Origin of the sequence: Caballeronia sp. GAFFF1, from assembly GCF_023630705.1 — a bacterium.
Lineage (GTDB): Bacteria > Pseudomonadota > Gammaproteobacteria > Burkholderiales > Burkholderiaceae > Caballeronia.
The window spans coordinates 225,200-249,256 of the sequence record NZ_JALQEM010000012.1 but is presented as its reverse complement, the minus strand read 5'-3'; the positions used below and the strand labels follow the sequence as shown (position 1 = coordinate 249,256).

Below are 24,057 nucleotides of genomic sequence, written 5' to 3'. Positions count from 1 at the left end.
GAGCCGCGCCGCTGCGTCATTCGAAACTTTTTGTTTGGGAAAAAGCGACTCCGACTGATCTTATCAAACCTTTTTCACAATCTTAAAGTGCAACGGAACCCTGCTTCGATGCAGACAGCGATAACGGAAAGAGACTGAAGGAAGGAGACATTCATGGCCAAGATGAGAGCCGTCGACGCAGCCGTCCTCGTGCTGGAAAAGGAAGGTATCGATACCGCGTTCGGCGTGCCGGGCGCCGCGATCAACCCGTTCTACTCGGCGATGAAAAAGTCGGGCAGCATCAGCCACGTGCTCGCGCGCCACGTCGAAGGCGCGTCGCACATGGCCGAAGGTTATACGCGCGCCGCGCCCGGCAACATCGGGGTATGCATCGGCACGTCGGGGCCGGCGGGCACGGACATGATCACGGGCCTCTATTCGGCTCAAGCGGATTCGATCCCTATCCTCGCCATCACCGGCCAGGCGCCGCGCGCCCGTCTCTACAAGGAAGACTTTCAGGCGGTCGATATTGAATCGATCGCCAAGCCCGTGACCAAGTGGGCCGTGACCGTGCGGGAGCCGGCGCTCGTGCCGCGCGTGTTTCAGCAGGCGTTCCATCTGATGCGCTCGGGCCGCCCCGGCCCCGTGCTGGTCGACTTGCCGATCGACGTGCAGCTCGCCGAAATCGAGTTCGACATCGACACCTACGAGCCGCTGCCTGTCTACAAGCCGAAAGCGACGCGCGCGCAGATCGAAAAGGCGCTCGCGATGCTCAACGACGCCGAGAAGCCGCTCATCGTGTCCGGCGGCGGCGTGCTGAACGCGGCGGCCGAAGACCTGCTCGTGCAATTCGCGGAAACGCTGGGCGTGCCCGTCATCCCGACGCTGATGTCGTGGGGCGCCATTCCCGACGATCACCCGCTCATGGCCGGCATGGTCGGCTTGCAGACGTCGCATCGTTATGGCAACGCGACGATGCTCGCGTCTGACTTCGTGCTCGGCATCGGCAATCGCTGGGCGAATCGGCATACGGGCAGCGTCGAGGTCTACACGAAGGGCCGCAAGTTCGTTCATGTCGATATCGAGCCGACGCAAATCGGCCGCGTGTTCGGACCGGATCTCGGCATCGTCTCGGATGCGAAGGCGGCGCTCGAACTCTTCGTCGAAGTGGCGAAGGAATGGAAGGCCGCAGGCAAGCTCAAGGACCGTAGCGCGTGGGTCGCCGACTGCCAGCAGCGCAAGCGCACGATGCAGCGCAAGACGCACTTCGACAACGTGCCGATGAAGCCGCAGCGCGTCTACGAAGAGATGAATCTGGCGTTCGACCGCGACACCTGCTTCGTGACGACGATCGGTCTTTCGCAGATTGCCGGTGCGCAGTTTCTGCACGTGTTCAAGGCGCGCAACTGGATCAACTGCGGTCAGGCCGGCCCGCTCGGCTGGACGATTCCCGCTGCGCTCGGCGTGCGCGCGGCGGACCCGCAGCGCAAGATCGTCGCGCTCTCGGGCGACTACGACTTCCAGTTCATGATCGAAGAGCTTGCCGTCGGCGCGCAATTCAAGCTGCCGTACGTGCATGTCGTCGTGAACAACTCGTACCTCGGTCTCATTCGTCAGGCGCAGCGCGGCTTCGACATGGACTACTGCGTGCAGCTCGCGTTCGACAACATCAACGCGCCGGAACTGGAAGGCTACGGCGTGGATCACGTCGCAGTCGCCGAAGGCCTTGGCTGCAAGGCGCTGCGCGTGTTCAAGCCGGAGGACATCGCCGGTGCGCTGAAGCAAGCGCAGGCGCTCGCGGCGGAACATCAGGTGCCGGTCGTCGTCGAGATGATTCTCGAACGCGTGACCAACATCGCGATGGGCACCGAGATCGACGGGATCAACGAGTTCGAAGAGCTCGCCGAAAGCAAGGCCGACGCGCCGACCGCCGTCACGCCGCTCGACTGAAGCATCCGCTGACGACCCACTGACCGACCATCAGGAAAAGAACAATGCCGAAATTCGCCGCGAATCTGACGATGCTCTTCAACGAAGTCCCGTTTCTCGACCGCTTTGCCGCGGCGGCGAACGCGGGCTTCGAAGCAGTCGAATTCCTGTTTCCGTATCCGTACTCAGTCAGCGATATCAAAGCGCGCGTGCAGGACAGCGGCTTGCAGATCGTGTTGCACAACCTGCCCGCCGGTAATTGGGAATCAGGCGAGCGCGGGATCGCGTGTCTGCCGGATCGCGTCGCCGAGTTTCGCGACGGCGTGCCGCGCGCGATCGAATACGCGAAGGCGCTGAACGTGCCGCAACTGAACTGCCTCGTCGGCATCCCGACAGCAGGCGTCTCGGCGCAACAGGCGCGCGAAACGATCATCGAAAACCTGCGTTTTGCCGCCGACGCGCTGAAGCGGGAAGGCATCCGTCTGCTCGTGGAGCCGTGCAATTCATACGACATTCCGGGCTTTGCGCTGAACCGTTCGCACGAAGGGCTCGACGTGATTCGCGCGGTCGGCTCCGACAATCTCTTCCTGCAATACGACATCTATCACATGCAGCGCATGGAAGGCGAACTAGCCGCGACGATCAAGAAAAACCTGCCGTCTATCGCGCACATTCAGCTCGCCGACAATCCCGGCCGCAACGAACCCGGCACCGGCGAAATCAACTACGCGTTCCTGTTCGATCTGCTCGATTCGATCGGCTACGACGGCTGGATCGGCTGCGAGTACAAGCCGCTCGCGGGCACGGAAGCCGGGCTCGGCTGGCTGCGCTCGATTGCAACGGACAAGGCGCGCGCCGCTGCCTGAACCACAACACAAAGGAGGAGCACACAGTATGGCAACGATCGGTTTCATCGGACTCGGCATCATGGGCGCGCATATGGCGCGCAACCTCATCAAGGGCGGTCACGCGCTCGTCGTGAACGGCAAGTATCCGGTGCCCGACGATATCCGTGCGCAGACGAAAGTCCTCGCGGACTCGACGGCCGTCGCGCAGGCAAGCGAGATCGTCATCACGATGGTGCCCGACACGCCCGATGTCGCCAACGTCTTGTTCGCCGATGACGGCGTGGCCAACGGCTTGAGCCAGGGCAAGCTCGTGATCGACATGAGTTCGATCAACCCGCTCGACACGCAGGAGTTCGCGAAGAAAATCAACGCGCTCGGCTGCGATTACCTCGATGCGCCCGTGTCCGGCGGCGAAGTCGGCGCGCGCGAAGCGACGCTCACGATCATGGTGGGCGGCCCGGAGAAGTCGTTCAACATCGCCAAGCCGCTCTTCGAACTGATGGGCAAGAACATCTCGCTCATCGGCAACAACGGCGCCGGTCAGACCTGCAAGGTGGCGAATCAGATCATCGTCGCGCTAAACATCGAAGCGGTTGCGGAAGCATTGCTTTTCGCGTCGCGCTCGGGCGCCGACCCGGAACGCGTGCGCAAGGCGCTGATGGGCGGATTTGCGTCGTCGCGCATTCTCGAAGTGCACGGCGAGCGCATGACGAAGCGCACATTCAATCCCGGCTTCAGGATCGAACTGCATCAGAAGGACCTGAATCTCGCGCTCGACGGCGCGCGCAAGATGGGCCTCGCGCTGCCTCACACCGCAAGCGCGCAGCAGTTGTTCAGCGTGTGCGCGGCCAATGGCGGCAAAGCGTGGGATCACTCGGCGCTCGTGCGCGCGCTCGAGATCATGTCGAACTTTCAGGTGGCGGAAGAACCGCAGCAAGCGAAGGCCGCTGCATAAGCTCGCACCTGAACCGTGGGGCGTCCCGCGTATGGGCACGCGGGACAAATGCCGCTCTGGGCTGAGGGCGGCAAGTGGGGTCCGAGAGCGGCATCCGGCGGCGCGCCGGGTTAGCCTTGGTCGGTCAGACGGTTTGCCGTCGGGTGTCCGCGTCGGATTGCGTTCAGTAGGTATCGAAGAGCCGTTGCAGCGCCGCTGCGTCTTTCACGCCGGCCGACAAAGCCAGCGTCAACAGCACGCGCGCCTTGTACGGATTGAGCGTTCCCGCGCTGACCGTGCCGAGCGCATCGTCGCTAGCTGCGCCGTTGCGCATCACATGTCCCGAACCGACGCGCGATGCACGCACCACCGCGACGCCCGCCTTCACCGCATCGCTCACGGCTTCCGTGATGCTCGCATGCATCGAACCGTTACCCGTCCCCGCGACGACGATTCCCTTCACGCCCGCCGCGACGAGCGCATCGACCGCAACACGAGAAGCGCCCGCATAACTCGCAATGATTTCGACCATGGGCCATTCATTCGTCACGGCGAATTCGCTCGCCGTCGTATGCGGCTTTGTCACCGTGCGCTGGAATTCCGCGCGGCCGTCCTGCACGAAACCGAGCACGCCGGTCTCGGGCGAGCGAAAGGCATCGACGGCATACGTGCTCGTCTTCGTCACATCGCGGGCGCTGTGGATCTGGTTATTGAACGCGACGAGCACGCCCTGCCCTGCGGCATGCTTCGAAGCGGCGACCGTGACCGCGTTGAGCAGATTGAGCGGGCCATCGGCGGATAGCGCGGTCGATGGCCGCATCGCGGCGGTCAGCACGACAGGCTTCGCGCTCTTCACGGTCAAGTGCAGCAGATACGCCGTTTCTTCGAGCGTGTCGGTGCCATGCGTGATGACGATGCCGTCGATGTCGTCCTGCGCGGCGAGCTGATTGATGCGCGCGGCGAGCCTCGTCCAGAGCGCAAGGCTCATGTCCTTGCTGTCGATGCTCGCGATCTGCTCGGCATGAATTCGCGCGACGGATGCGAGCGCAGGCACGGCGTCGAGCAGCTTGTCGACGCCTACGACGCCTGCCTTATAACCGGCCGTGGACGCAGCATCACCGGCCTGTCCGGCAATCGTGCCGCCCGTTGCAAGGACGGCGATGCGAGGGAGAGTCTGTGTGTTCATGCCGGCGATTGTAAATCAGCCGGCATGCCTGTTTCAGGCCGCTTCGCGCAGCTGCGCGGCGATCTGCGCTTCGTCGAGTTGCGGCGCGAACATTTCGATCAGCCGGTACGCATACGCGCGCAGGAACGCGCCCTTGCGCAAGCCCACGCGCGTCGTGCTCGCTTCGAACAAGTGTTGCGTATCGAGCGCGACGAGTTCTGTGTCGCGCTTCGCGTCATAGGCCATCGCCGCGACGATGCCGATGCCCATGCCCAGTTCCACATACGTCTTGATCACGTCCGCGTCGATGGCGGTGAGCACGATGTCGGGCATCGCGCCCGCGCTCGCGAACGCCTGGTCGACGTGTGAACGCCCCGTGAAATCCTGATCGTAGGTGACGATCGGATATTCGGCGATCTGATCCAGCGTAATGTCCTTGCGCCCGACGAGCGGATGATCTTTCGGCACGACCACGGTGTGGTGCCACGAATAGCAGGGAAACGTGACGATGTCGGGATAGCGGTCGAGTGCTTCAGTCGAGATGCCGATATCCGCCTCGCCGTTCACGATCATCTGCGCGATCTGTTGCGGACTGCCCTGCCGCAGCGCCAGATGAACTTTCGGGAACACTTCGGTGAACTGACGGATTACCTTCGGCAACGCATAGCGGGCCTGCGTATGCGTCGTGGCGACCACGAGATGCCCGTTGTCCTGATCCGCGAACTGGCGCGCCACGCGCCGCAGGTTCTCCGCATCGAGCAACATGCGTTCGATCAGCTGATGCACCTGCTTGCCCGGCTCGGTCAGGCCGGTGAGCCGCTTGCCGCGCCGAATGAAGATATCGACGCCCAGTTCGTCTTCGAGATCCTTGATCTGCTTGGACACGCCCGACTGCGACGTGTACAGCACGTTCGCTACTTCCGTCAGATTCATGTTCTGACGCACGGCCTCGCGCACGAAGCGCAGTTGCTGGAAGTTCATGGTTCGCCTCTCTTGTCTTGCTGCCGTTTTATGGATGTCTCATTGCGCCGGAAAGACGCGCAGCGCGCGCGGCACGGCGCGCACGCCATCACCGATATCGAGCTTCAGCGCGCGCCACGCTTCCCGATCCAGTTCTGCTTCGAGGACGCCGCCCGCGTCGCCTTCGAGTTCGACACGCACCGAGCCGCCGAGCGTTACCACGCGCCGCACGCCGACCACGATACCGTCGCGATGCGCGAGACCCGCGGCATCGTCGGCGCGGTACAGCGCGAGGTCGTGCGGCCGCACATAAGCGAGCGCGCGGCCGCTGAAATGCGCTTGCGCGGCGATGGCTTGCGCCGCGCCATCCGCGACGAAACCGCCCGCATCGACATGACCCTGAAGGCGGTTCGCCGCGCCGAGAAACTCATACACGAACGATGTCTGCGGATGATCGTACACATCCTGCGGGCTGCCGACCTGCTCCACCCGACCATGATTCATCACGACAATGCGATCCGCCACTTCGAGCGCCTCTTCCTGATCGTGCGTGACGAAGAGCGTCGAGATATGCAGATCGTCGTGCAGGCGGCGCAGCCAGCTTCGCAGTTCCTTGCGCACCTTCGCATCGAGCGCGCCGAACGGCTCGTCGAGCAACAGCACTTTCGGTTCGACAGCGAGTGCGCGCGCGAGCGCGATGCGTTGCCGCTGCCCGCCCGAGAGCTCCGAAGGAAACCGCTGCGCGAGCCAGTCCAGTTGGACGAGCTTCAGCAATTCGTGCACTTTCTCGCGGATCACCGCTTCCGACGGACGCTCGCGGCGCGGCTTCACGCGCAGACCGAACGCCACGTTCTCGAAGACCGTCATGTGCCGGAACAGCGCGTAATGCTGAAAGACGAAGCCCACTTGCCGGTCGCGCGCGCCCACTTGCGCGACGTCTTCGCCATTGAGCACGACTTGACCGGCATCGGCATATTCGAGGCCCGCGATCACGCGCAGCAGCGTGGTCTTGCCGCATCCGGACGGCCCGAGCAGCGCGACAAGTTCGCCCGCGGGAAAGTCGAGTGTGACGTTGTCGAGCGCGGTGAAGTCGCCGAAGCGCTTTTGTAGATTGCGAACGATGATGCTCATGATGTGTCCTTTGCCTTAGTTCTTCGCGCTTGCATCGGCGAGCGATTGCGACATGCGGCGTTCCGCGACGAGCTTGAGTCCGAGCGTCACGAGCGCAAGCAACGCGAGCAGCGAGGCGACGGCGAACGCGGCCGAGAAGTTGTATTCGTTATAGAGAATCTCGACGTGCAGCGGCATGGTGTCGGTCTGTCCGCGAATGTGGCCCGATACCACCGAAACCGCGCCGAATTCGCCCATTGCGCGTGCATTGCAGAGAATCACGCCATACAGCAGGCCCCACTTCACGTTCGGCAGCGTCACGCGGCGAAAAATCTGCCAGCCGGAAGCGCCCAGCACATGCGCGGCTTCTTCCTCGTCGTTGCCTTGCGCCTGCATCAGCGGAATCAGTTCTCGCGCGACGAACGGGAACGTCACGAAGATCGTCGCGAGCACGATGCCCGGCACCGCGAAGATGATCTGCACGTCGTGCGCCGCGAGCCACGGACCGAACCAGCCTTGCGCGCCGAACATCAGCACGTAGATCAGGCCTGAGATCACGGGCGAAACCGAGAACGGCAAGTCGATGAGCGTAGTCAGCAGCGCCTTGCCGCGAAAGTCGAACTTGGCGATCGCCCACGATGCCGCGAGGCCAAACACGACATTGAGCGGCACGGCGATCGCCGCCGTCGTTAACGTGAGTTTGATGGCGGACCACGCGTCCGGGTCTTTCAGCGACTCGAAGTAATAGTCGATGCCCTTCGCGAACGCTTGCGCGAACACCGCGACGAGCGGCACCACGAGAAAGAGCGCGAGGAACAGGAGCGCGATGCCCGTGAGCAGCCAGCGCACCGCGCGCGATTCGGTGACGGGATCGAGCGTGCGCGCATCGCGCGGCGCAGCGGTGTTCATCGCGATGGCCTTGGTGTCGGGCGTGCTCATGCGTGGCTCCCTTGCGCGGCCACAGCCTGCGCGGCGTGCGCAGGGATCGCGCCCGTGCGGCTCGTGCGCCGTTGCAGGAACCATTGCAGCGTATTGATGAGCAGCAGCATCAGGAACGACACGCACAGCATGACGACGGCGAGCGCGGTGGCGCCCGCATAGTCGTACTGTTCGAGCTTCGTGATGATGAGAAGCGACGTGATTTCCGACTTCATCGGGACGTTGCCCGCGATGAAAATCACCGAGCCGTATTCGCCGAGCGCGCGCGCGAACGCGAGCGCAAAGCCGGTCAAAAGCGCCGGAAAGAGCGACGGCAGCACGACGCGGCGAAATGTCAGCCAGCGCGTCGCGCCGAGGCACGCGGCGGCTTCTTCCTGCTCGCGCTCGAAGTCTTCGAGCACCGGCTGCACCGTGCGCACCACGAACGGCAAGCCGATGAACGTCAGCGCCACCAGCACGCCGAGCGGCGTGAACGCGACCTTGACGCCGAGCGGCGCGAGATACTGCCCGATCCAGCCGTTACCCGCATACACGGCCGCGAGCGAGATGCCCGCGACGGAGGTCGGCAGCGCGAACGGCAAATCGACGATGGCATCCACAATACGCTTCATCGGAAAGGTATAGCGCACGAGCACCCACGCGACGAGAAAGCCGAATACCGCGTTGAGGAGCGCCCCGCCGAGCGCCGCGCCGAAGGTCAGCCGATACGACGCCAGCACGCGCGGCGATGTCACCGCGCGCGCGAACTGCGCCCAATCGAGCGTCGCCGTCTTCGCGAACGTGGCGGCGAGCGGTATCAACACCACGAGGCTCAAATACGCCAGCGTGATGCCGAGCGTCAGGCCGAAGCCCGGTAGCGCGCTCGGCTTGCGCAAAGTGAAAGTCGTCATCCTTGCTTACGTCCTGTTCCAGTGCGCCGGGGAGCGCGTGTCATCGAATGCTTGTGTGACCGGCGGCGTCATGGCGCGCCGCTTCGGTTTTCTTACGTTTTGCGCTTACTGCGGCTCTTATTGCGGCTGATAGATCGAGTCGAACACGCCGCCATCTGCGAAATGCGTCTTCTGCGCCTTGGTCCAGCCGCCGAACGTGTCGTCGATGGTGTAGAGCTTGATCTTCGGAAACTGCTTCGTGAGGTCGGCCGGCACCTTGTCCGAGCGCGGACGATAGAAGTTGCGCGCGGCGATCTGCTGGCCTTCGTCGCTGTACAGATACTTCAGATACGCCTCGGCGAGCTTGCGCGTGCCGTGCTTGTCGACGACCTTGTCCACCACCGCGACGGGCGGCTCGGCCAGAATGCTCACCGAAGGCACCACGATCTCGAACTTGTCCGGACCGAACTCCTTCAGCGAAAGAAACGCCTCGTTCTCCCACGCGATCAGCACGTCGCCCTGGCCGCGCTGCACGAAGCTCGTCGTAGCGCCGCGCGCGCCGGAGTCGAGCACGCCCGCGTTCTTGTACAGCTTCGCGACGAAGTCCTTCGCGGTTTGCTCATTGCCGCCCGGCTTGTGCTGAGCGTAGGCCCAGGCCGCAAGATAGTTCCAGCGCGCCCCGCCCGACGTTTTCGGGTTCGGCGTGACGATTGAGACGCCCTGCTTCGTGAGATCGTCCCAGTCCTTGATGTGCTTCGGGTTGCCCTTGCGCACGAGGAACACGATCGTCGACGTGTAAGGCGAGGCGTTATCCGGCAGCCGCTTCTGCCAGTCCGGGGCCACCAGCCCTTTGCCCGCGAGCGCGTCGATGTCGTAGGCGAGCGCGAGCGTCACGACATCCGCCTGCAGGCCGTCGATTACCGCGCGCGCCTGTCCGCCCGAGCCGCCGTGCGACTGCTTGAACGTGACGGTCTTCCCCGTTTCGGCTTTCCACTTCTTGGCGAATGCCTGATTGAAGTCCTGATAGAGCTCGCGCGTGGGGTCGTACGACACATTCAGAAACGACGTCTGCGCGTGTGCTTGCGTGCTCGTGGCGACGATCGCGCCGATGCCCGCCGCCGTCAGCGCAAGCGCGGTCAGCGCTTTGCGTGCTCTGGTCCCCAATCCCGCTTTGATGCTTTGCATTCCCCGTTCTCCTTCTTATCCAATTGACGGAATCAGTCTATCGGCGGGTCTATATGAACAGAAATAATCGTTTTTCAGTCTTTTATATCCAAAGCTGCTAAAGACGGCGGTCGATGCTCTCATGCGGCCGGACGTTGGCGCGTGTTGCGGTTTCGAGCTGAACTTAAAGTAATGCTTGAAAAGCGCGAGATACTGTATAAAAATACAGTCATCTGTTGATCCATACAGTGCACGAGAGGCCCGAGCCAGTGACCAGAACCTCAAAACTTACCGCGCGTCAGCAGCAGGTCTTCGAACTGCTTCAGCGCGCAATCGAGCGCACCGGCTTCCCGCCGACCCGCGCGGAGATTGCCGCTGAGCTCGGCTTCAGCTCCGCGAATTCTGCGGAGGAGCATCTCCGGGCACTGGCGCGTAAGGGCGTCATCGAGCTGGCGGCGGGTTCGTCGCGCGGCATCCGGCTGATTGGCGACGCAGGCCGGTCCGAAGACGTTCCGCACCAGTTCACGTTGCCGCACGCAAGCATCATGCAGCTCTCGTTGCCGCTCGTGGGCCGTGTGGCGGCGGGCAGTCCCATCCTGGCGCAGGAGCATATCTCGCAGCACTACGCGTGCGATCCCGCGCTCTTCTCCAGCAAGCCCGACTATCTGCTGAAAGTGCGCGGCTTGTCGATGCGCGACGCCGGCATTCTGGACGGTGACCTGCTCGCCGTTCAGAAACGCACCGAGGCGAAGGACGGACAAATCGTCGTTGCGCGACTCGGCGACGACGTCACGGTCAAGCGTTGGAAGCGTCGTCCCGACGGCGTTGAGCTCATCGCGGAGAACCCGGACTACGAGAATATTTTCGTGCGGTCCGGTAGCGGAGACTTCGCGCTGGAAGGCATTGCAGTGGGCCTGATCCGCTCGGGCGAATTCTAGTCAGCGGCGGCAGCGCGCGTTCAAGCGTCGCTGTGCGTCTCTTCACGCCACGCAAGACGCGGCGCGTTTCGAGTACATCTAGCACGGACGGCAGCCGCTCGCGGCATGCCGCGGTGCGTCCTATCGTCTGGAGAGTCATGATGGAACGTTTTGCCCGTTTGCTGCCCTTTCGCCAGTTCGGCCGTCTGCGTCATCTGCGTGCGTTGATTCCTTGCGGCGGCGCGGCGCCTTTGCGGGCCGAGACTGCGCCGGATCTCTTCGACTCCATGCCCGCGCTGCCGTCTCGCCAGCCTGCCTTCGCGCGCGTATCGTTGACGCAGACGGTCCACGCGGAGCCGCCGCGCAGTACTCCTGTGCGCGTGTATCGGAGCGAGTCGCGGCTGATTATGGTCGGCAAGATCAGCGAAGTGTCGCGCATGATCGACCGCTGCATCGACGAAGAGCGCGCCGGTCTCACGGGCGGAACGGTGGCGTGAACTGGCTGTGGGTCGGGGTTGCGGCCGAGGAATCTATCGGGCGTCGGCGCGGTCAATCCTGCACTGACCTCCGCTAAGGCTTGGCCGTCTCATGTCCCGCACCGCCCGTTTCGTTGTCGCCACGCTCGCCGCCGTATTGCTTGCCGCGGCGCTCGGCTTCGTCTACGCGTCGCCGTATATCGTGCTGGACCGCGTCAAGCGCGCCGCCGACGCGCGAGACGCCCAAACGGTCAACGAATACGTCGATTTTCCCGCGTTGCGCGCCAGTTTGAAGGATCAGATCGCCGCGCTGCTCACGCGGCGCATCGATGTGCAGAAGAGCGGCAACCCGCTCGCAATCATCGGCGCGATGATCGGCGCGGCGCTGGTCGGCCCGCTCGTCGATTCGTATGCGACGCCGGACGGAGTCGCCGCCATCCTGAACGGCATACCGCCGCGCGGCAATCCCGGCGAACGTCCGCCCGCGGCCGGCCAAGCCGATGCGACCGCGTCCGCGCCGGCGAGCGCGTCCGCGAGCTCGTCTAATTCGGCTCCGCAACCGCCGCAGACGACGGCCGGCTATCGCGGCATCAACACGTTCGTCGTGACGTACCAGCACGGCGCAGGCGATGCCCGTTATTCCGCCATATTTCACCGCAGCGGTCTGGTGTCGTGGAAGCTCGTCGCCGTCGACCTCAACGGCTGACGCGCCGCTCGTCAGCCATTCACGCTCAGGCGCCCGCTTCGGCCTTCGCGGGCTTCGCGGCATACGCAGCGGCATCTTCCGCTTCCGCCGATTCGCCTGCCTGACAGACGGCAACCAGAATGCTGCACGACACGCGGTCGAGCAAAGGCGTGTTCCCCGCGCCCATCCACCAACGAGCGAGCCCGCTGCGGCAGCGGTGCCCGACCACGACGAGATCGACCTTGAGGCTGTCGGCCAGCGCTGCTATTTCGTCGATCGGATGACCGAACGCGAAGTGCCCCTGCGCCGACAGGCCACGTTCGCGCAGCCACTCGACACCTTCCTGCAAGATATCGCGCGCCGCGTCTTCGAAGCGCCCGCAGGCCATATCCGTCAGCAATCCGGCGCTCTGCGCGATGCTCGACCGCATGTCGACCACTGCGAGCACGTGCGTTTCCGCGTTGAGGTCGAGCGCGAGATTCGCGCCCTGGCGCAGCGCCTTGCGGCCTTCTCTGGAACCGTCGTAGCACAGCAGAATCTTTCTGTAGCTTGTCATGATGCCTCCCTGCCGCATCGCAGATTGACTGCGGCGTAACTTCATGATCCTGTGCCGCGCCAGACGTGGCAACGATGGAAAACGCTAACTTCACGCAATAGCGCGCCGAACGCGCACCGCCCTTCGGCTCATGACTAGCGGGCCGCGTGCCAGACTGCGTCAAAGCCCGTCGCATAAGGCTTGGCGGCTTTCCGTATGCTCGAACGACTCGCCCGCCGCACCGCTTCTGCCCGCGCAAGCGCCGCGCCGGTGCATTCCATTACACTAGCTCGCTGAACTTTCCCCCGCAGGAAACGCATGACACAGCGCACCACGCGCGAGCACGCCCCCGAATCGGCCGTCGCGCCCGCCATCGAATTCAGCGAAGTCATAAAAAGCTACGGCGCGAAGAACGTCGTCGACGGCCTCTCGTTCGACGTGCGCCCCGGCGAATGCTTCGGCCTGCTCGGACCCAACGGCGCGGGCAAAACGACGACGCTCCGGATGCTGCTCGGCATGACGTCGCCCGACCATGGAACCATTCGGCTCGTCGGCGAACCGGTGCCGTCGCGCGCGCGTTTTGCCCGCGAACGCGTCGGCGTCGTGCCGCAGTTCGACAACCTCGATCCCGACTTCAGCGTACGCGAGAACCTCGTCGTCTTCGGCCGCTACTTCGGTATCGCCGGCGCGCGCATGGACGCGCTCGTGCCGTCGCTGCTTGAATTCGCGCGGCTCGAGAATAAGGCGGATGCGCGCGTCGGCGAATTGTCCGGCGGCATGAAGCGGCGGCTGACCTTGGCGCGCGCCCTCGTCAACGATCCCGACGTGCTGATCATGGACGAACCGACGACCGGTCTCGATCCTCAGGTGCGTCATCTCATATGGGAACGTCTGCGCTCCCTGCTTGCGCGCGGCAAGACCATGCTGCTCACGACGCATTTCATGGAAGAAGCCGAGCGCCTGTGCGACCGCGTCTGCGTCATCGAGGAAGGCCGGAAGATTGCCGAAGGCCGTCCGCGCGACCTGATCGCGTCGGTGATCGGCTCGGACGTGATCGAGATCTACGGCCCCGACCCGCAGGCGCTGGCCGCCGAACTGCAACCCCTCGTCGAGCGCATGGAAGTGAGCGGCGAGACGCTTTTTTGCTACGTCGATGATCCGCAAGCCGTGCACGCGCGCGTCAAGGGGCGCGAGGGCGTGCGCTATCTGCATCGTCCGGCGAATCTGGAAGATGTTTTCTTGCGCCTGACCGGGCGGGAAATGGTGGACTAATCGCGATGGAAACCTTCGATCAACCGCGCGTCGCACGCAAAAAACCTGGCGAGACGCAACCGCGCGACGCCGCGCCGTTCACGAATGCGCTACCCGCGAACGCAACGCACTGGATGTCCGTCTGGCGGCGCAATTACCTCGTCTGGAAGAAACTCGCGGTCGCCTCGATGATCGGCAACCTCGCCGACCCGATGATCTATTTGTTCGGCCTCGGACTCGGTCTCGGGCTGATGGTCGGCCACGTCGAGGGCGTGTCGTATATCACGTTTCTCGCCGCGGGCACGGTGGCCTCCAGCGTGATGATGTCCGCGAGCTTCGAAGCGATGTACTCCGGCTTCTCGCGCATGCATGTGCAGCGCACGTGGGAAGCGATCATGCACACGCCGCTCACGCTCGGCGATATCGTGCTCGGCGAAGTGGTCTGGGCCGCGAGCAAGTCGGTGCTCTCGGGCGTCGCAATCATGCTGGTCGCGGGCGCGCTCGGCTACGCGAGTTTTCCGTCGATGCTGCTCGCGCTGCCGGTTATCGTCCTCACCGGGCTGGCGTTCGCGAGCACCGCGATGATCGTCACGGCAATCGCGCCGAGTTACGACTTCTTCATGTTCTATCAGACGCTCGCGCTCACGCCGATGCTGCTGCTCTCCGGCGTCTTCTTTCCGGTCGCGCAGTTACCCGCGCTTGCGCAGCATGTGACGCAGGCGCTGCCGCTCGTGCACGCCGTCGAACTGATCCGCCCCGCGATGCTCGGCCGCCCGCTCGACGGTTTCGCGCTGCACGCGGGCGTGCTGGCCGCTTATGCCGTGCTGCCGTTCTTCATCTGCGCGTGGCTTTTCCGCCGTCGCATGATGAAATGAAAAACGGCGATGGACCGTCGCGGTTCATCGCCGTCTAACCGAACGCTCAGCGCGTCACTTCGCCGGAAACTCCTTATGGCCGCCGAAGCCGAAGCGCATCGCGGACAGCATGCGCTCGGGGAACAGATCCGCGTCGCGGGAGCGGAAGCGCGTGTACAGCGCCGCCGAGAGCACCTGCGCGGGCACGGCTTCCTCGATGGCCGCCTCGATCGTCCAGCGCCCTTCGCCGCTGTCCGCCACGATGGTCGAGAAGTGTTCGAGCCCGCCGTCGCTCGCGAGCGCGCCCGCCGTCAGGTCCAGCAGCCACGACGACACCACGCTGCCGCGCCGCCACACTTCCGCGATATCCGCGAGGTCGAGCGAATAACGCTCATTCTCGGGAAGGTCCGTCGATTCCTTGTGCTTCAGAATGTGGAAGCCTTCCGCGTACGCCTGCATCAGCCCGTATTCGATGCCGTTGTGCACCATCTTCACGAAGTGCCCCGATCCGACCGGCCCGCAATACATATAGCCGTTCTCGACGCGCGGATCGCGTCCTTCGCGGCCGGGCGTCGCGGGGATGTCGCCGCGTCCCGGCGCGAGCGTCGCAAAGATCGGATCGAGCCGGCGCACGACGGCCTCGTCGCCGCCGATCATCATGCAGTAGCCGCGGTCCAGGCCCCAGATGCCGCCCGACGTGCCGACATCGACGTAATGCACGCCCAGCACCCTGAACTGCGCGGCGCGGCGAATGTCGTCTTTGTAAAAGCTGTTGCCGCCGTCGATCACCACATCGTCCGCTTGCAGGATCTTGTGCAGGTCCGAAAGCGTGTCTTCGGTGATCTTGCCGGCAGGCAGCATCAGCCAGATGACGCGCGGCGCGGCGAGCTTCGCAACAAGATCGCCCAGGTCCTTCGCGCCGGTCGCGCCCTCGCTCGCGAGCGCGTCGGTGGCCTGCGGATTGTGGTCGTATACGACGCATTCGTGTCCGTCGCGCATCAGGCGGCGGCCGATGTTGCCGCCCATGCGCCCTAGCCCTACGATGCCGATCTGCATGTCGATCACTCCCCGGCCGATTTGACGCGCTCGATCTGCTTCTTCGCCGCTTCGTAGACGCCTTCGAGCGTGAAGCCGAACTTCGTCTTCAGCGCCTTCAGCGGCGCGGACGCGCCGAACGTGTGCATCACGATGGTCGCGCCGAAGCGTCCCACGTAGCGGTCCCAGCCGAGCGTCGCTGCCTGTTCGACGGCCACGCGCGCATGCACGTCGGGCGGCAGCACCGAGTCCTTGTACGCGTCGTCCTGCTTCTCGAAGATGTCCCACGACGGCATGGACACGACGCGCGCCGCGATTCCCTCGCTCGTGAGCTTTTCCCATGCCTCGACGCAGAGCGACACTTCGCTGCCGGTCGCGAGCAGCAGCACTTCCGGCTTCTTGCCGCCCCCGGCATCGGCGAGCACGTAGGCTCCGCGCCGCACGCCTTCGGCCGACCCGAACTTGGTGCGATCGAAAGTCGGCAGCGGCTGGCGCGTGACGACGATGCACGACGGCTCCTTCGGGAACGACAGCGCCACGCGCCACGCCTCGCTCACTTCGTTCGCATCGGCCGGGCGCAGCGTACAGAGTCCCGGCACGCCGCGCAGCGAAGCCAGTTGCTCGATCGGCTGATGCGTCGGGCCGTCCTCGCCGACGCCGATCGAATCGTGCGTGAACACGTAGATGACCGGCACTTCCATGATCGCGGAGAGCCGGATCGGCGGCTTCATGTAGTCGCTGAAAATCAGGAACGTGGACGCGAACGGCCGCATGTTCGAGAGCGCGAGCCCGTTGGCAACCGAGCCCATGCCGTGCTCGCGAATGCCGAAGTGCAGATTGCGCCCGGCGTAGTTGTCGTGCTCGAAGCTGCCCGCGCCTTCGAACTTGAGATTCGTCTTGGTCGATGGCGCGAGGTCCGCCGCGCCGCCGATCATCCACGGAATGCGCTTCGCGATGGCGTTGAGCACCTTGCCCGACGATTCGCGCGTCGCCATGCCCTTCGCGTCCGCCTCGAACGTCGGAATGTCCGCGTCCCAGTCATCGGGCAGCTTCGATTCGAGCATCTGCCAGAGCTGTTTCGCCAGATCGGGGTTCTGCTTCTCGTAATCGTCGAAGCGCTGCTTCCACTCGGCATGCGCCGCCTTGCCGCGCGCGCCCATGCCTTCGGCGAAGTGCTGCATGACGCCGTCGGGCACGAGGAACTGCGCGTCTTCCGGCCAGCCGTAGAACTTCTTCGCGAGCTTGATTTCCTCGTCGCCGAGCGCCTCGCCGTGCGCCGCGGCCGTGTCCTGCTTGTTCGGCGCGCCCCAGCCGATGATGCTCTTCACGACGATCAGCGTCGGCTTGTCGGTCGTCGCCTTCGCTTCCTTGAGCGCGGCTTCGAAGGCGTTGGCGTCGTTGGCGTCGTCGACGTGCAGCGTGTTCCAGTTGTAGCCGCGAAAGCGCGATTCGACGTCGTCGCTGTACGCGAGGTCGGTGTGGCCTTCGATCGTCACGCGGTTGCTGTCGTAGATCCAGATGAGATTCGAGAGCTTGAGGTGCCCGGCGATCGATGCGGCTTCATGCGAGATGCCTTCCATCATGTCGCCGTCGCCGCAGAGCGCGTAGACGCGGTAGTCGAAGAGCGGCGCGCCCGACTTGTTGAAGTGCGCTTCCTTCCAGCGCGCGGCCATCGCCATGCCGACGCTGTTGCCGAGCCCCTGACCGAGCGGGCCGGTCGTCGTCTCCACGCCGGTGGTCATACGAAATTCCGGGTGGCCGGGCGTCTTGCTGTCCAGCTGGCGGAACTGCTTGATATCGTCGAGCGACACGGCCGGGTTGCCGGTCGGCTTGCCGCTTTCGTCCACTTCCTTGACGCCCGCGAGGTGCAGCAGCGAATACAGCAGCATAGACGCGTGCCCGACCGACAGCACGAAGCGGTCGCGGTTCGGCCAGAGCGGCGCGTCGGGGTCGTAGCGCAGATGGTATTGCCAGAGATGGAAAGCAACGGGGGCAAGCGCCATCGGCGTGCCGGGGTGGCCGGAGTTGGCCTTCTGCACGGCGTCCATCGACAGCGTGCGGATCGTGTCGATCGTGAGGCGATCCAGATCTTGGGACTGCGGCGTTGCTTGAGACATGAGCGACGACTCCTTTCGCGAAGAGCGCGCTGAGGCACGACGGGCGCCTCAGCGGCAACCAGGACCATCGAGCAAACGCAGTGCCTTGCTAAAGGCACCGCGCCCGGGTGTGAGCGGCCGCGCAGCCGTTTCATGCTGGCGCGGCGGCTTTCGGCAGGACGCGAACGCGCGGTGTCGATGCGCGTTCGATGTTTCAGCCGGGCGACGCGATGCAACGAAGGCGCATCGCCCGGATAGTGCTTGCGGCTTTCAATCCGCGAAAGTGCAGGAACGTCAATGCTGACACATTCGCGGCGCGGCGGCCCGAATCGTGTCATGAGTCATAACACGACTCAGGGCGCGGGATTCGGCTGGCGCTCGTGCAGCGCCTCGATCTCGGCGAGAATCTCATCGGACAGTTCGATGTCCACGCTCGCGATATTCTCCTTCAACTGCGCCATCGACGTCGCGCCGATGAGCGTGCTTGTCGTGAACGGCCGCGTGTTGACGAACGCGAGCGCGAGCTGCGTCGGGCTCAGGCCGTGGCGCTTGGCCAGTTCGACGTAAGACGACGTCGCGGCGACCGCTTGCGGCTTGCTGTAACGCTGGAACCGCTCGAAGAGCGTGATGCGCGCGCCCGCCGGACGCGCCCCGCCCTCGTACTTGCCCGAGAGCCAGCCGAACGCGAGCGGCGAATACGCGAGCAGACCGATGCCTTCCTTGTGCGTGAATTCGGACAAGCCCAGTTCGTAGGTACGATTCACGAGACTGTACGGATTCTGAATGCTGACGATGCGCGGCAGCCCCGCCTTCTCCGCTGCGCGCAGGAATTGCGACACGCCCCACGGCGTTTCGTTCGACACGCCGACATAGCGAATCTTTCCTGCCTTGACGAGATCGCCGAGCGCGGCGAGCGTTTCCTCGATCGGCACCGTGTACTCGTCGTCGATGTACGGATACGCCGAGCGGCCGAAGGTCATCGTGCTGCGGTCCGGCCAGTGCAGCTGGTACAGGTCGACGTAATCCGTTTGCAGGCGCTCGAGGCTGCTGTCGATCGCCTCGTTGATGTTCTTGCGGTCGAACTGGTTGCCCGCGCCGCGAATGTGACGCGGATTGTGCGGCTGGCGCGCGGGCCCGGCGATCTTGGTCGCGAGCACGATATCGCCGCGCTTGCCCGCGTTCTTCGCGAGCCACGTGCCGATGTATTCCTCAGTGCGGCCCTGCGTTTCGGGGCGCGGCGGGACCGGGTACATTTCGGCGGCGTCGATCAGGTTCACGCCTTGCGCAAGCGCATAGTCGATTTGCTCGTGCGCCTCGCTCTCGGTGTTCTGCTCGCCCCAGGTCATGGTGCCGAGCCCGATGAGGCTCACGTCGACGCCCGAATCGCCCAGTTTCCGATACTTCATCGCTTCGTTCCTTTTTGTTGACGCCTGGTGGCGCGGTTCCACGGCGGCATTGCCGACAAGCGCAGAAGCTACCATAGGCGCGCGAGGTCTGCTCCGCCGATAGAATGCATGGCTTAGCCATGCAGCGGGACCGGTTCCCGAGCTTGCAGTTCGCTTGTTATGGCTTACTGAAAACGTCTTTCAACGACAAACCACGCAGCCGATGTCATCCTCCACGACGCCCAGCCAGTCCGACGAAACGAAGCACGGTTCGTCGCTGATCGTTTCCCTCGTCGCCGCGACTTTCTTCATGGAGAACCTGGACGGCACGATCATCGCGACCGCCATGCCGCAGATGGCGCACTCGTTCGGCGTGCATCCGGCCGACATGAGCCTCGGCATCACCGCGTATCTTCTGACGCTCGCCGTCTTCATTCCGATCAGCGGCTGGGCAGCGGACCGCTTCGGGCTGCGGACCGTCTTCGGCAGCGCGATCGCGGTGTTCACGGCGGCCTCCGTGCTGTGCGGCGCGACGTCCACGTTGCCGGCGTTCGCCGCGGCGCGCGTGCTGCAAGGCATCGGCGGCGCGATGATGGTGCCTGTCGGTCGCCTGGCCGTGCTGCGCGCCACGCCGAAGGACGGACTGATGCGCGCGATTGCCATCATCACCTGGCCGGGACTCGTCGCGCCGGTGATCGGACCGCCGCTCGGCGGCTTCATCACGACGTATTCGTCCTGGCGCTGGATCTTTTATCTGAACGTGCCGCTCGGTCTGATCGGCTTGCTGCTTACGCTGCGGCATATCGACAACGTGCGCGAAGACGCGAACCGCCGCTTCGATTTCGCAGGCTTCGTGCTGTGCGGCATCGCCTGCACGACGCTGCTCTACGCGATGGAGCTGATCGGGCGCAACGACGCGTCGTGGAGCATGATCGGCGCGCTCGTCGCTGTCGGCGTGGCGACGGGCATCGCGTCGTGGCGATATCTGATCCGGGCGACACAGCCGGTGGTCGATTTGTCGGCGCTGAAAGTGCACACCTTTGCCGTGGCGATGGGCGGCGGGTCGCTCTTTCGAATCGCGATCAGCGCTGCGCCGTTCCTGTTGCCGCTGATGTTCCAGGTCGGCTTCGGCATGAACGCGTTCATGTCGGGACTGCTCACGCTCTCCGTCTTCGCCGGCAATCTGGCGATGAAACTCGTCACCACGCCCGTGATGCGGCGCTTCGGCTTCAGGCCCGTGCTGGTGGTCAACGGGCTCATCGCCGCGCTCTCGCTTGCGGCGATGAGCCTGCTCGCGCCTTCTACGCCCACGCTCGTCATCGTCGTCGTGCTGTTCGTGAGCGGCCTGTCGCGTTCGCTGCAATTCACCGCGCTCAATACGCTCAGTTTCGCCGACGTGCCGAAGACGCAGATGAGCGGCGCCTCCGCGCTATCCAGCACGCTGTTTCAGATGTCGATGGGCGTGGGCGTCGCGGCCGGCGCGATCGCGCTGCGTATCGGCGAGTGGTTGCACGGGCATGACGCGCATTCCATCGGTCCGGACGATTTCGGCGTGGCGTTCCTGATCGTGGCGTTGATCGGGGCGCTGGGCGTAATCGATCTGTGGCGTCTGCCGAAAGACGCAGGGGCGCTGGTTTCCGGGCATGTGAAAGGCAAGGCCGCCGAGCGTTGAGGCTTTGCTGCGGTTGAGACGTTTGCACCGTTCGGGATGTCGACACGCTCGCACAAGCTCGAAAGCGAGTGCTCAAGCAGTTCGGCGACTGAGAACAAACGCGAGGCAGCCGCTAAAGGTTTGCGCCCTTGCGCCGTAAACCCGCGTATGAATCTGCAAAGTCTCGAATCCCTCGCCGCGCTGAGCGAAGCCGTCGCCGTGATCCGCCATGCACGCGGGCTGAAGAATCCGGACGACCTGCCGACCGGCACGCCCGAATGGCAAGCCGCCAGCGACGCCTTCGCGGACGACTTCCTGCGCGCACTCGACGGCGAGCCGACCGTGCGCGCGTGGTGGACCAACTAGGCTTCGCAGCGCGCCTAGCGTCTGAGCGAATCCAGCCACCCGAGCGCAATCGCCATATTCACGATCACGCCGGCCGTCGCCGCCAGCGCCGCGATCATCGTCCAGAACGCCGACCGGCGCGATGCCTCCGCGGATTCGCGAGCGAGATGCGCAGCGTCGTTGGCCGACGACACCGACGCGAACATTGCCCGGAACTGCTCGTCCTGACGCGCGGTGTCCTTCGCGTGCAGCCATGCCCGCTTGTGCGCCGCTTCGGGGTCGGCGGACGGCGCCGCGTCGAGTTGCGCGCGTATCGACGCTTCGCCGGCCGCTTCGTAACTGCGAAACCGCGCCTCGCGCGCTTCGTCCACGTCTTCTTTTCGTTGCTCGGCCATACCCGCTCGCGCGCCGCTGACCAGGCGGCTACCGATCGTTCGACATCGCCTTCAGGCGATCGTTGCCGGCATCGCGCGCAGCGTCGGCCGTGGCGAAGTTGTCTTCGGACACCAACGCGCGCTTGACCTCGCCCGCCGCGAAATCGACGAGCGTAATGACCCACACGAACCCGCCGCCCTGTTCCGCCGTCTGCACGAATGCACGCAGCTTGCCTTCATTCGACGATGCCATCTGATCCTCCACGTTCGTCCGGGTACTTCCGACAAGGCGCGGCGCTCACGCCTCGAAGTCCAGTCCGCCGAGCAGCACCGACGGCTCCGCCTGCGAGCGCGTCGGCACATCCACTTCGCGGGCGTCCTGCCATGCGCGCAGCTTGTCGCCGAGCGCGTCGAGATAACGCTGCAAACGTGCTTCGCCGCCGGGATGCAGCAATCGCTCGATTTCTTCGTCGTCCCACGTCAGGAAGACGTTCATATCGAACGGATAACGCCGCGAGCGCGCGCCATCATCCGACGGCGGCGCGCTCACGCGCAGCCGCGCCGGTTCGCGCGGATTGCCGCCGGGTACGACTTCGACGCGCAACTTCTGATCGACCACGCGGGCCACGCCTTCGGCGATGCGCGGCATGATTTCAGTTTCGAACCTGTGCGCCTGTTCGCGATTCAACGCCTACCTCTTGGATCTGACTCAGACGGGCGGCAGGTCTTCGAGCGATTTCTCGATCTGCCCTTCCTGCACGCGCGCCTCGATGCCCACGTGGCCGTTCGAGTACGGCAACGCGGTGACTTTGGGCCCGAGAAACGTTCGCCCGCCGAGCGTGAACAGCGTGCGCACTTCCTTGCCGCTTTTGATGGCGTCCACGACTTGATGGACGTCCACGATGGTGGTCGGCGCCGTCCAGTCGTTCGTGGCGGAATCGAAGCTGCCCCAGCGCACATTGGTCACGCGGTCGTTGACCCAACGCACGCCGTCGATCGCCAAAGTAGCCATAGCTGTCTCCGTGGTCGTTCGTTCGGGGTGGTGGTTCGTTGATGCTAGCACGGTGCGGGGCGAGGCGCGTGTGCTGCGTGATGGCCATGGACGAGCCTGGACCACGGGGCAAATGCGGCGTGGCATTACACTCGGCCGCTGATTGCAATTCAACGGAACACCGACCCGGCGTTGCGCCGAAAGTTGTGTTTTTCGCTAGAACTGCTTTGAGTCGAATCCGGAAACGTCGAAGTCCAATGTTCGATTACCTTGTTGAAAGAAAGTCGCTTCGAAACGCACGCGCTTCGACTTCAACATCGACGAGTAAAACTTCTCGAACGGTTCGATAAATAGAAGCGTCGAAGCATTGTCGGACGGCTCCGTTGCGGTAAAGGACTGACCGTTTGCATCGTCGAAACGGACAGTGACAGTGCAGGAACGGATCGGACAGAGAAACTGTCCCCGTTGGATTTGCAGTAATACGTCTTTTCCGTGTCGCACGTGTTTTCGCAAAGTCAGGATCGCGTGTTGCGATCCGGCGTACGGAAAATCGAATGAGAATTCGTTGGCGCTCATCACTGACGCGAACTTATTCGTGCCGTTTTGCATCGAGTCTTGCTGCTGCTCGTAATGCCAGTTGGGCTGCGACGCTGGAGAGGGGGCGCTGCTGGTCGGCGTCGTTTCCGCTTGCGTGGGGGGCGCAGCGCCACTTGCCGATGACGGCGCGGCAGGCGTCGTTTTCGAGGGGGTGCTGGCAAGCCGAGGGAGAATACCGCCAATAACAAATAGCGCAATCAATGCAAGCAAGATTTTCGCGAACAATGAACTGCGCTTTACCGGATTTTGTATGCCACACTTCGGGCACACCTTAGCCTGTTCACTTACTTCGGTACCGCATTCCCGGCATTTCTTGAGTGCCATCGTGTATCTCCTTTCCTGTTTCAATGTAGCTGGATGAAAGTGCAACGCAGCCAATACTGATCAAAGATAGGTCAATTCAAATAACGAGGGATGGACGAATGAGCGCGGCAGGCAATTATTCGAATTGGAGAAACCATTGAGCGGTGAAAGTCGCTCTACGAATGGGACGTGGAATTACAGTCATCGATCGATGACTTCAAAGTTTTGCGCAAGCCTTTAGCGTTGTTCGCCAAAAGCGTTGCGACGATAATTGACGCGCCTGCCTATTCCGCGAACGAAGCAGAGCACTGCGCACGCCACAGCACACCGATCAAACCATATGAAAGGGCAGCAAAGCGCCGCGACGTCAATTCGCACTAACCGACCTCCGTCTCCTGCAAAGACGCACAGAGAACGGACAAACGGAGCCGGAAAGCAAAAAGCCCAGTCGCGATGACCGGGCTTTTCGTATCAATTCTTTGGGGTGGCTGATGGGACTCGAACCCACGACGACAGGAATCACAATCCTGGACTCTACCAACTGAGCTACAGCCACCGCTGACAACTGATTTGTTACTTCTCGGATTAGCAAGATTGCCTGCCAATCGAGAAGCGAGATTATACGAACAAAGTATTTGCTTGCCTAGCCCTGATGAGCATTCTTT

The 24,057-nt window shown here is 63.7% G+C and carries 25 protein-coding genes and 1 tRNA gene; 10 read left to right on the top strand and 16 right to left on the bottom strand.

What is annotated here, in order from left to right; translation table 11 throughout:
- The first annotated feature begins 153 nt into the window (after window positions 1-153).
- From gcl to NCR37_RS06230, 3 genes are read left to right on the top strand one after another with little or no spacing between them, the layout of a single operon-like run.
- Complete coding sequence (gene gcl / locus NCR37_RS06240) at window positions 154-1,929, top strand: glyoxylate carboligase (protein WP_250472230.1); 1,776 nt, start codon at window positions 154-156, stop codon at window positions 1,927-1,929.
- A gap of 44 nt (window positions 1,930-1,973) precedes the next feature.
- Window positions 1,974-2,774, top strand: a complete 801-nt coding sequence (gene hyi, locus NCR37_RS06235; RefSeq protein WP_250472229.1) for a hydroxypyruvate isomerase — start codon at window positions 1,974-1,976, stop codon at window positions 2,772-2,774.
- 28 nt (window positions 2,775-2,802) lie between these two features.
- On the top strand, window positions 2,803-3,711 hold the full coding sequence (locus tag NCR37_RS06230; protein WP_250472228.1) for a 2-hydroxy-3-oxopropionate reductase: 909 nt from the start codon (window positions 2,803-2,805) through the stop codon (window positions 3,709-3,711).
- Window positions 3,712-3,874: 163 nt separating this feature from the next.
- Here NCR37_RS06230 and NCR37_RS06225 read toward each other — a convergent pair whose 3' ends face one another.
- The 6 genes from NCR37_RS06225 to NCR37_RS06200 all read right to left on the bottom strand — a co-directional run bounded on the left by NCR37_RS06225 (window position 3,875) and on the right by NCR37_RS06200 (window position 9,918).
- The gene (locus tag NCR37_RS06225) at window positions 3,875-4,876 is read right to left on the bottom strand and encodes an asparaginase (RefSeq protein ID WP_250472227.1); all 1,002 of its coding nucleotides are present in this window, start codon (window positions 4,874-4,876) and stop codon (window positions 3,875-3,877) included.
- A gap of 33 nt (window positions 4,877-4,909) precedes the next feature.
- Complete coding sequence (locus NCR37_RS06220) at window positions 4,910-5,836, bottom strand: CysB family HTH-type transcriptional regulator (RefSeq protein WP_250472226.1); 927 nt, start codon at window positions 5,834-5,836, stop codon at window positions 4,910-4,912.
- A gap of 39 nt (window positions 5,837-5,875) precedes the next feature.
- Window positions 5,876-6,946, bottom strand: coding sequence for a sulfate/molybdate ABC transporter ATP-binding protein (locus NCR37_RS06215; protein WP_175940233.1), 1,071 nt, complete (start codon window positions 6,944-6,946; stop codon window positions 5,876-5,878).
- A 15-nt stretch (window positions 6,947-6,961) separates the two neighbouring features.
- Window positions 6,962-7,864, bottom strand: a complete 903-nt coding sequence (gene cysW, locus NCR37_RS06210) for a sulfate ABC transporter permease subunit CysW (RefSeq protein ID WP_250472225.1) — start codon at window positions 7,862-7,864, stop codon at window positions 6,962-6,964.
- Window positions 7,861-8,754 (bottom strand): sulfate ABC transporter permease subunit CysT, encoded by an 894-nt coding sequence (gene cysT, locus NCR37_RS06205; protein ID WP_250472224.1) that lies wholly within the window; start codon window positions 8,752-8,754, stop codon window positions 7,861-7,863. Before cysT ends, cysW begins: the two co-directional genes overlap by 4 nt.
- Window positions 8,755-8,871: 117 nt before the next feature.
- Complete coding sequence (locus NCR37_RS06200) at window positions 8,872-9,918, bottom strand: sulfate ABC transporter substrate-binding protein (RefSeq protein ID WP_250472223.1); 1,047 nt, start codon at window positions 9,916-9,918, stop codon at window positions 8,872-8,874.
- A gap of 248 nt (window positions 9,919-10,166) precedes the next feature.
- Here NCR37_RS06200 and lexA point away from each other — a divergent pair, with 248 nt between their 5' ends.
- From lexA to NCR37_RS06185, 3 genes are all read left to right on the top strand, one after another.
- Entirely contained in the window at window positions 10,167-10,835 is a 669-nt protein-coding gene (lexA, locus tag NCR37_RS06195; protein ID WP_175940229.1) for a transcriptional repressor LexA, read from the top strand.
- Between the two features lie 140 nt (window positions 10,836-10,975).
- On the top strand, window positions 10,976-11,311 hold the full coding sequence (locus tag NCR37_RS06190) for a hypothetical protein (protein WP_250472245.1): 336 nt from the start codon (window positions 10,976-10,978) through the stop codon (window positions 11,309-11,311).
- Between the two features lie 91 nt (window positions 11,312-11,402).
- On the top strand, window positions 11,403-11,996 hold the full coding sequence (locus NCR37_RS06185) for a DUF2939 domain-containing protein (RefSeq protein WP_250472222.1): 594 nt from the start codon (window positions 11,403-11,405) through the stop codon (window positions 11,994-11,996).
- A gap of 25 nt (window positions 11,997-12,021) precedes the next feature.
- On the opposite strand, the gene NCR37_RS06180 is transcribed toward NCR37_RS06185, so the two are convergent.
- Window positions 12,022-12,531 carry a universal stress protein gene (locus tag NCR37_RS06180; RefSeq protein WP_175940227.1) on the bottom strand — a complete coding sequence of 170 codons (510 nt, stop codon included), beginning with the start codon at window positions 12,529-12,531 and terminating at the stop codon, window positions 12,022-12,024.
- Window positions 12,532-12,828: 297 nt separating this feature from the next.
- Between NCR37_RS06180 and nodI the strand changes: the two genes are divergently transcribed.
- Both nodI and NCR37_RS06170 read left to right on the top strand, forming a co-directional pair.
- Complete coding sequence (nodI, locus tag NCR37_RS06175; RefSeq protein ID WP_250472221.1) at window positions 12,829-13,782, top strand: nodulation factor ABC transporter ATP-binding protein NodI; 954 nt, start codon at window positions 12,829-12,831, stop codon at window positions 13,780-13,782.
- Window positions 13,783-13,787: 5 nt separating this feature from the next.
- Window positions 13,788-14,636: an ABC transporter permease gene (locus NCR37_RS06170; protein ID WP_284506793.1), complete on the top strand. Its 849-nt coding sequence runs from the start codon at window positions 13,788-13,790 to the stop codon at window positions 14,634-14,636.
- A 54-nt stretch (window positions 14,637-14,690) separates the two neighbouring features.
- Here the strand turns inward: NCR37_RS06170 and gnd are convergent, their stop codons facing one another.
- From gnd to NCR37_RS06155, 3 genes are all read right to left on the bottom strand, one after another.
- Window positions 14,691-15,692, bottom strand: a complete 1,002-nt coding sequence (gene gnd, locus NCR37_RS06165) for a phosphogluconate dehydrogenase (NAD(+)-dependent, decarboxylating) (RefSeq protein ID WP_250472243.1) — start codon at window positions 15,690-15,692, stop codon at window positions 14,691-14,693.
- Window positions 15,677-17,767 carry a transketolase gene (gene tkt, locus NCR37_RS06160; RefSeq protein WP_250472220.1) on the bottom strand — a complete coding sequence of 697 codons (2,091 nt, stop codon included), beginning with the start codon at window positions 17,765-17,767 and terminating at the stop codon, window positions 15,677-15,679. Before tkt ends, gnd begins: the two co-directional genes overlap by 16 nt.
- Before the next feature lie 332 nt (window positions 17,768-18,099).
- Window positions 18,100-19,152, bottom strand: a complete 1,053-nt coding sequence (locus NCR37_RS06155; RefSeq protein ID WP_250472219.1) for an NADP(H)-dependent aldo-keto reductase — start codon at window positions 19,150-19,152, stop codon at window positions 18,100-18,102.
- 202 nt (window positions 19,153-19,354) lie between these two features.
- On the opposite strand from NCR37_RS06155, the gene NCR37_RS06150 reads away from it, so the two are divergent.
- Together NCR37_RS06150 and NCR37_RS06145 are read left to right on the top strand one after the other, a co-directional pair.
- On the top strand, window positions 19,355-20,803 hold the full coding sequence (locus tag NCR37_RS06150; RefSeq protein ID WP_250472218.1) for an MFS transporter: 1,449 nt from the start codon (window positions 19,355-19,357) through the stop codon (window positions 20,801-20,803).
- A 147-nt stretch (window positions 20,804-20,950) separates the two neighbouring features.
- Window positions 20,951-21,148, top strand: a complete 198-nt coding sequence (locus NCR37_RS06145; protein WP_250472217.1) for a hypothetical protein — start codon at window positions 20,951-20,953, stop codon at window positions 21,146-21,148.
- 14 nt (window positions 21,149-21,162) lie between these two features.
- Here NCR37_RS06145 and NCR37_RS06140 read toward each other — a convergent pair whose 3' ends face one another.
- The 6 genes from NCR37_RS06140 to NCR37_RS06115 form a co-directional block, all read right to left on the bottom strand.
- Window positions 21,163-21,522 carry a hypothetical protein gene (locus NCR37_RS06140; protein ID WP_250472216.1) on the bottom strand — a complete coding sequence of 120 codons (360 nt, stop codon included), beginning with the start codon at window positions 21,520-21,522 and terminating at the stop codon, window positions 21,163-21,165.
- 28 nt (window positions 21,523-21,550) lie between these two features.
- Window positions 21,551-21,754, bottom strand: coding sequence for a hypothetical protein (locus NCR37_RS06135; protein WP_248322154.1), 204 nt, complete (start codon window positions 21,752-21,754; stop codon window positions 21,551-21,553).
- A 45-nt stretch (window positions 21,755-21,799) separates the two neighbouring features.
- Entirely contained in the window at window positions 21,800-22,189 is a 390-nt protein-coding gene (locus NCR37_RS06130) for a DUF5594 family protein (protein ID WP_284506792.1), read from the bottom strand.
- A 21-nt stretch (window positions 22,190-22,210) separates the two neighbouring features.
- Window positions 22,211-22,513: a hypothetical protein gene (locus NCR37_RS06125; protein WP_250472214.1), complete on the bottom strand. Its 303-nt coding sequence runs from the start codon at window positions 22,511-22,513 to the stop codon at window positions 22,211-22,213.
- A 195-nt stretch (window positions 22,514-22,708) separates the two neighbouring features.
- Window positions 22,709-23,413 (bottom strand): zinc ribbon domain-containing protein, encoded by a 705-nt coding sequence (locus NCR37_RS06120; protein WP_250472213.1) that lies wholly within the window; start codon window positions 23,411-23,413, stop codon window positions 22,709-22,711.
- Window positions 23,414-23,872: 459 nt separating this feature from the next.
- Window positions 23,873-23,948: transfer RNA gene (locus tag NCR37_RS06115), tRNA-His, on the bottom strand.
- Between the last annotated feature and the right edge of the window lie 109 nt (window positions 23,949-24,057).

Coding starts and splice junctions, on each gene's coding strand:
- gcl (WP_250472230.1), top strand. CDS start 154: ATGGCCAAGATGAGAGCCGTCGACGCAGCCGTCCTCGTGCTGGAAAAG.
- hyi (WP_250472229.1), top strand. CDS start 1,974: ATGCCGAAATTCGCCGCGAATCTGACGATGCTCTTCAACGAAGTCCCG.
- NCR37_RS06230 (WP_250472228.1), top strand. CDS start 2,803: ATGGCAACGATCGGTTTCATCGGACTCGGCATCATGGGCGCGCATATG.
- NCR37_RS06225 (WP_250472227.1), bottom strand. CDS start 4,876: ATGAACACACAGACTCTCCCTCGCATCGCCGTCCTTGCAACGGGCGGC.
- NCR37_RS06220 (WP_250472226.1), bottom strand. CDS start 5,836: ATGAACTTCCAGCAACTGCGCTTCGTGCGCGAGGCCGTGCGTCAGAAC.
- NCR37_RS06215 (WP_175940233.1), bottom strand. CDS start 6,946: ATGAGCATCATCGTTCGCAATCTACAAAAGCGCTTCGGCGACTTCACC.
- cysW (WP_250472225.1), bottom strand. CDS start 7,864: ATGAGCACGCCCGACACCAAGGCCATCGCGATGAACACCGCTGCGCCG.
- cysT (WP_250472224.1), bottom strand. CDS start 8,754: ATGACGACTTTCACTTTGCGCAAGCCGAGCGCGCTACCGGGCTTCGGC.
- NCR37_RS06200 (WP_250472223.1), bottom strand. CDS start 9,918: ATGCAAAGCATCAAAGCGGGATTGGGGACCAGAGCACGCAAAGCGCTG.
- NCR37_RS06190 (WP_250472245.1), top strand. CDS start 10,976: ATGGAACGTTTTGCCCGTTTGCTGCCCTTTCGCCAGTTCGGCCGTCTG.
- NCR37_RS06185 (WP_250472222.1), top strand. CDS start 11,403: ATGTCCCGCACCGCCCGTTTCGTTGTCGCCACGCTCGCCGCCGTATTG.
- NCR37_RS06180 (WP_175940227.1), bottom strand. CDS start 12,531: ATGACAAGCTACAGAAAGATTCTGCTGTGCTACGACGGTTCCAGAGAA.
- nodI (WP_250472221.1), top strand. CDS start 12,829: ATGACACAGCGCACCACGCGCGAGCACGCCCCCGAATCGGCCGTCGCG.
- NCR37_RS06170 (WP_284506793.1), top strand. CDS start 13,788: ATGGAAACCTTCGATCAACCGCGCGTCGCACGCAAAAAACCTGGCGAG.
- tkt (WP_250472220.1), bottom strand. CDS start 17,767: ATGTCTCAAGCAACGCCGCAGTCCCAAGATCTGGATCGCCTCACGATC.
- NCR37_RS06155 (WP_250472219.1), bottom strand. CDS start 19,152: ATGAAGTATCGGAAACTGGGCGATTCGGGCGTCGACGTGAGCCTCATC.
- NCR37_RS06150 (WP_250472218.1), top strand. CDS start 19,355: ATGTCATCCTCCACGACGCCCAGCCAGTCCGACGAAACGAAGCACGGT.
- NCR37_RS06145 (WP_250472217.1), top strand. CDS start 20,951: ATGAATCTGCAAAGTCTCGAATCCCTCGCCGCGCTGAGCGAAGCCGTC.
- NCR37_RS06140 (WP_250472216.1), bottom strand. CDS start 21,522: ATGGCCGAGCAACGAAAAGAAGACGTGGACGAAGCGCGCGAGGCGCGG.
- NCR37_RS06135 (WP_248322154.1), bottom strand. CDS start 21,754: ATGGCATCGTCGAATGAAGGCAAGCTGCGTGCATTCGTGCAGACGGCG.
- NCR37_RS06125 (WP_250472214.1), bottom strand. CDS start 22,513: ATGGCTACTTTGGCGATCGACGGCGTGCGTTGGGTCAACGACCGCGTG.
- NCR37_RS06120 (WP_250472213.1), bottom strand. CDS start 23,413: ATGGCACTCAAGAAATGCCGGGAATGCGGTACCGAAGTAAGTGAACAG.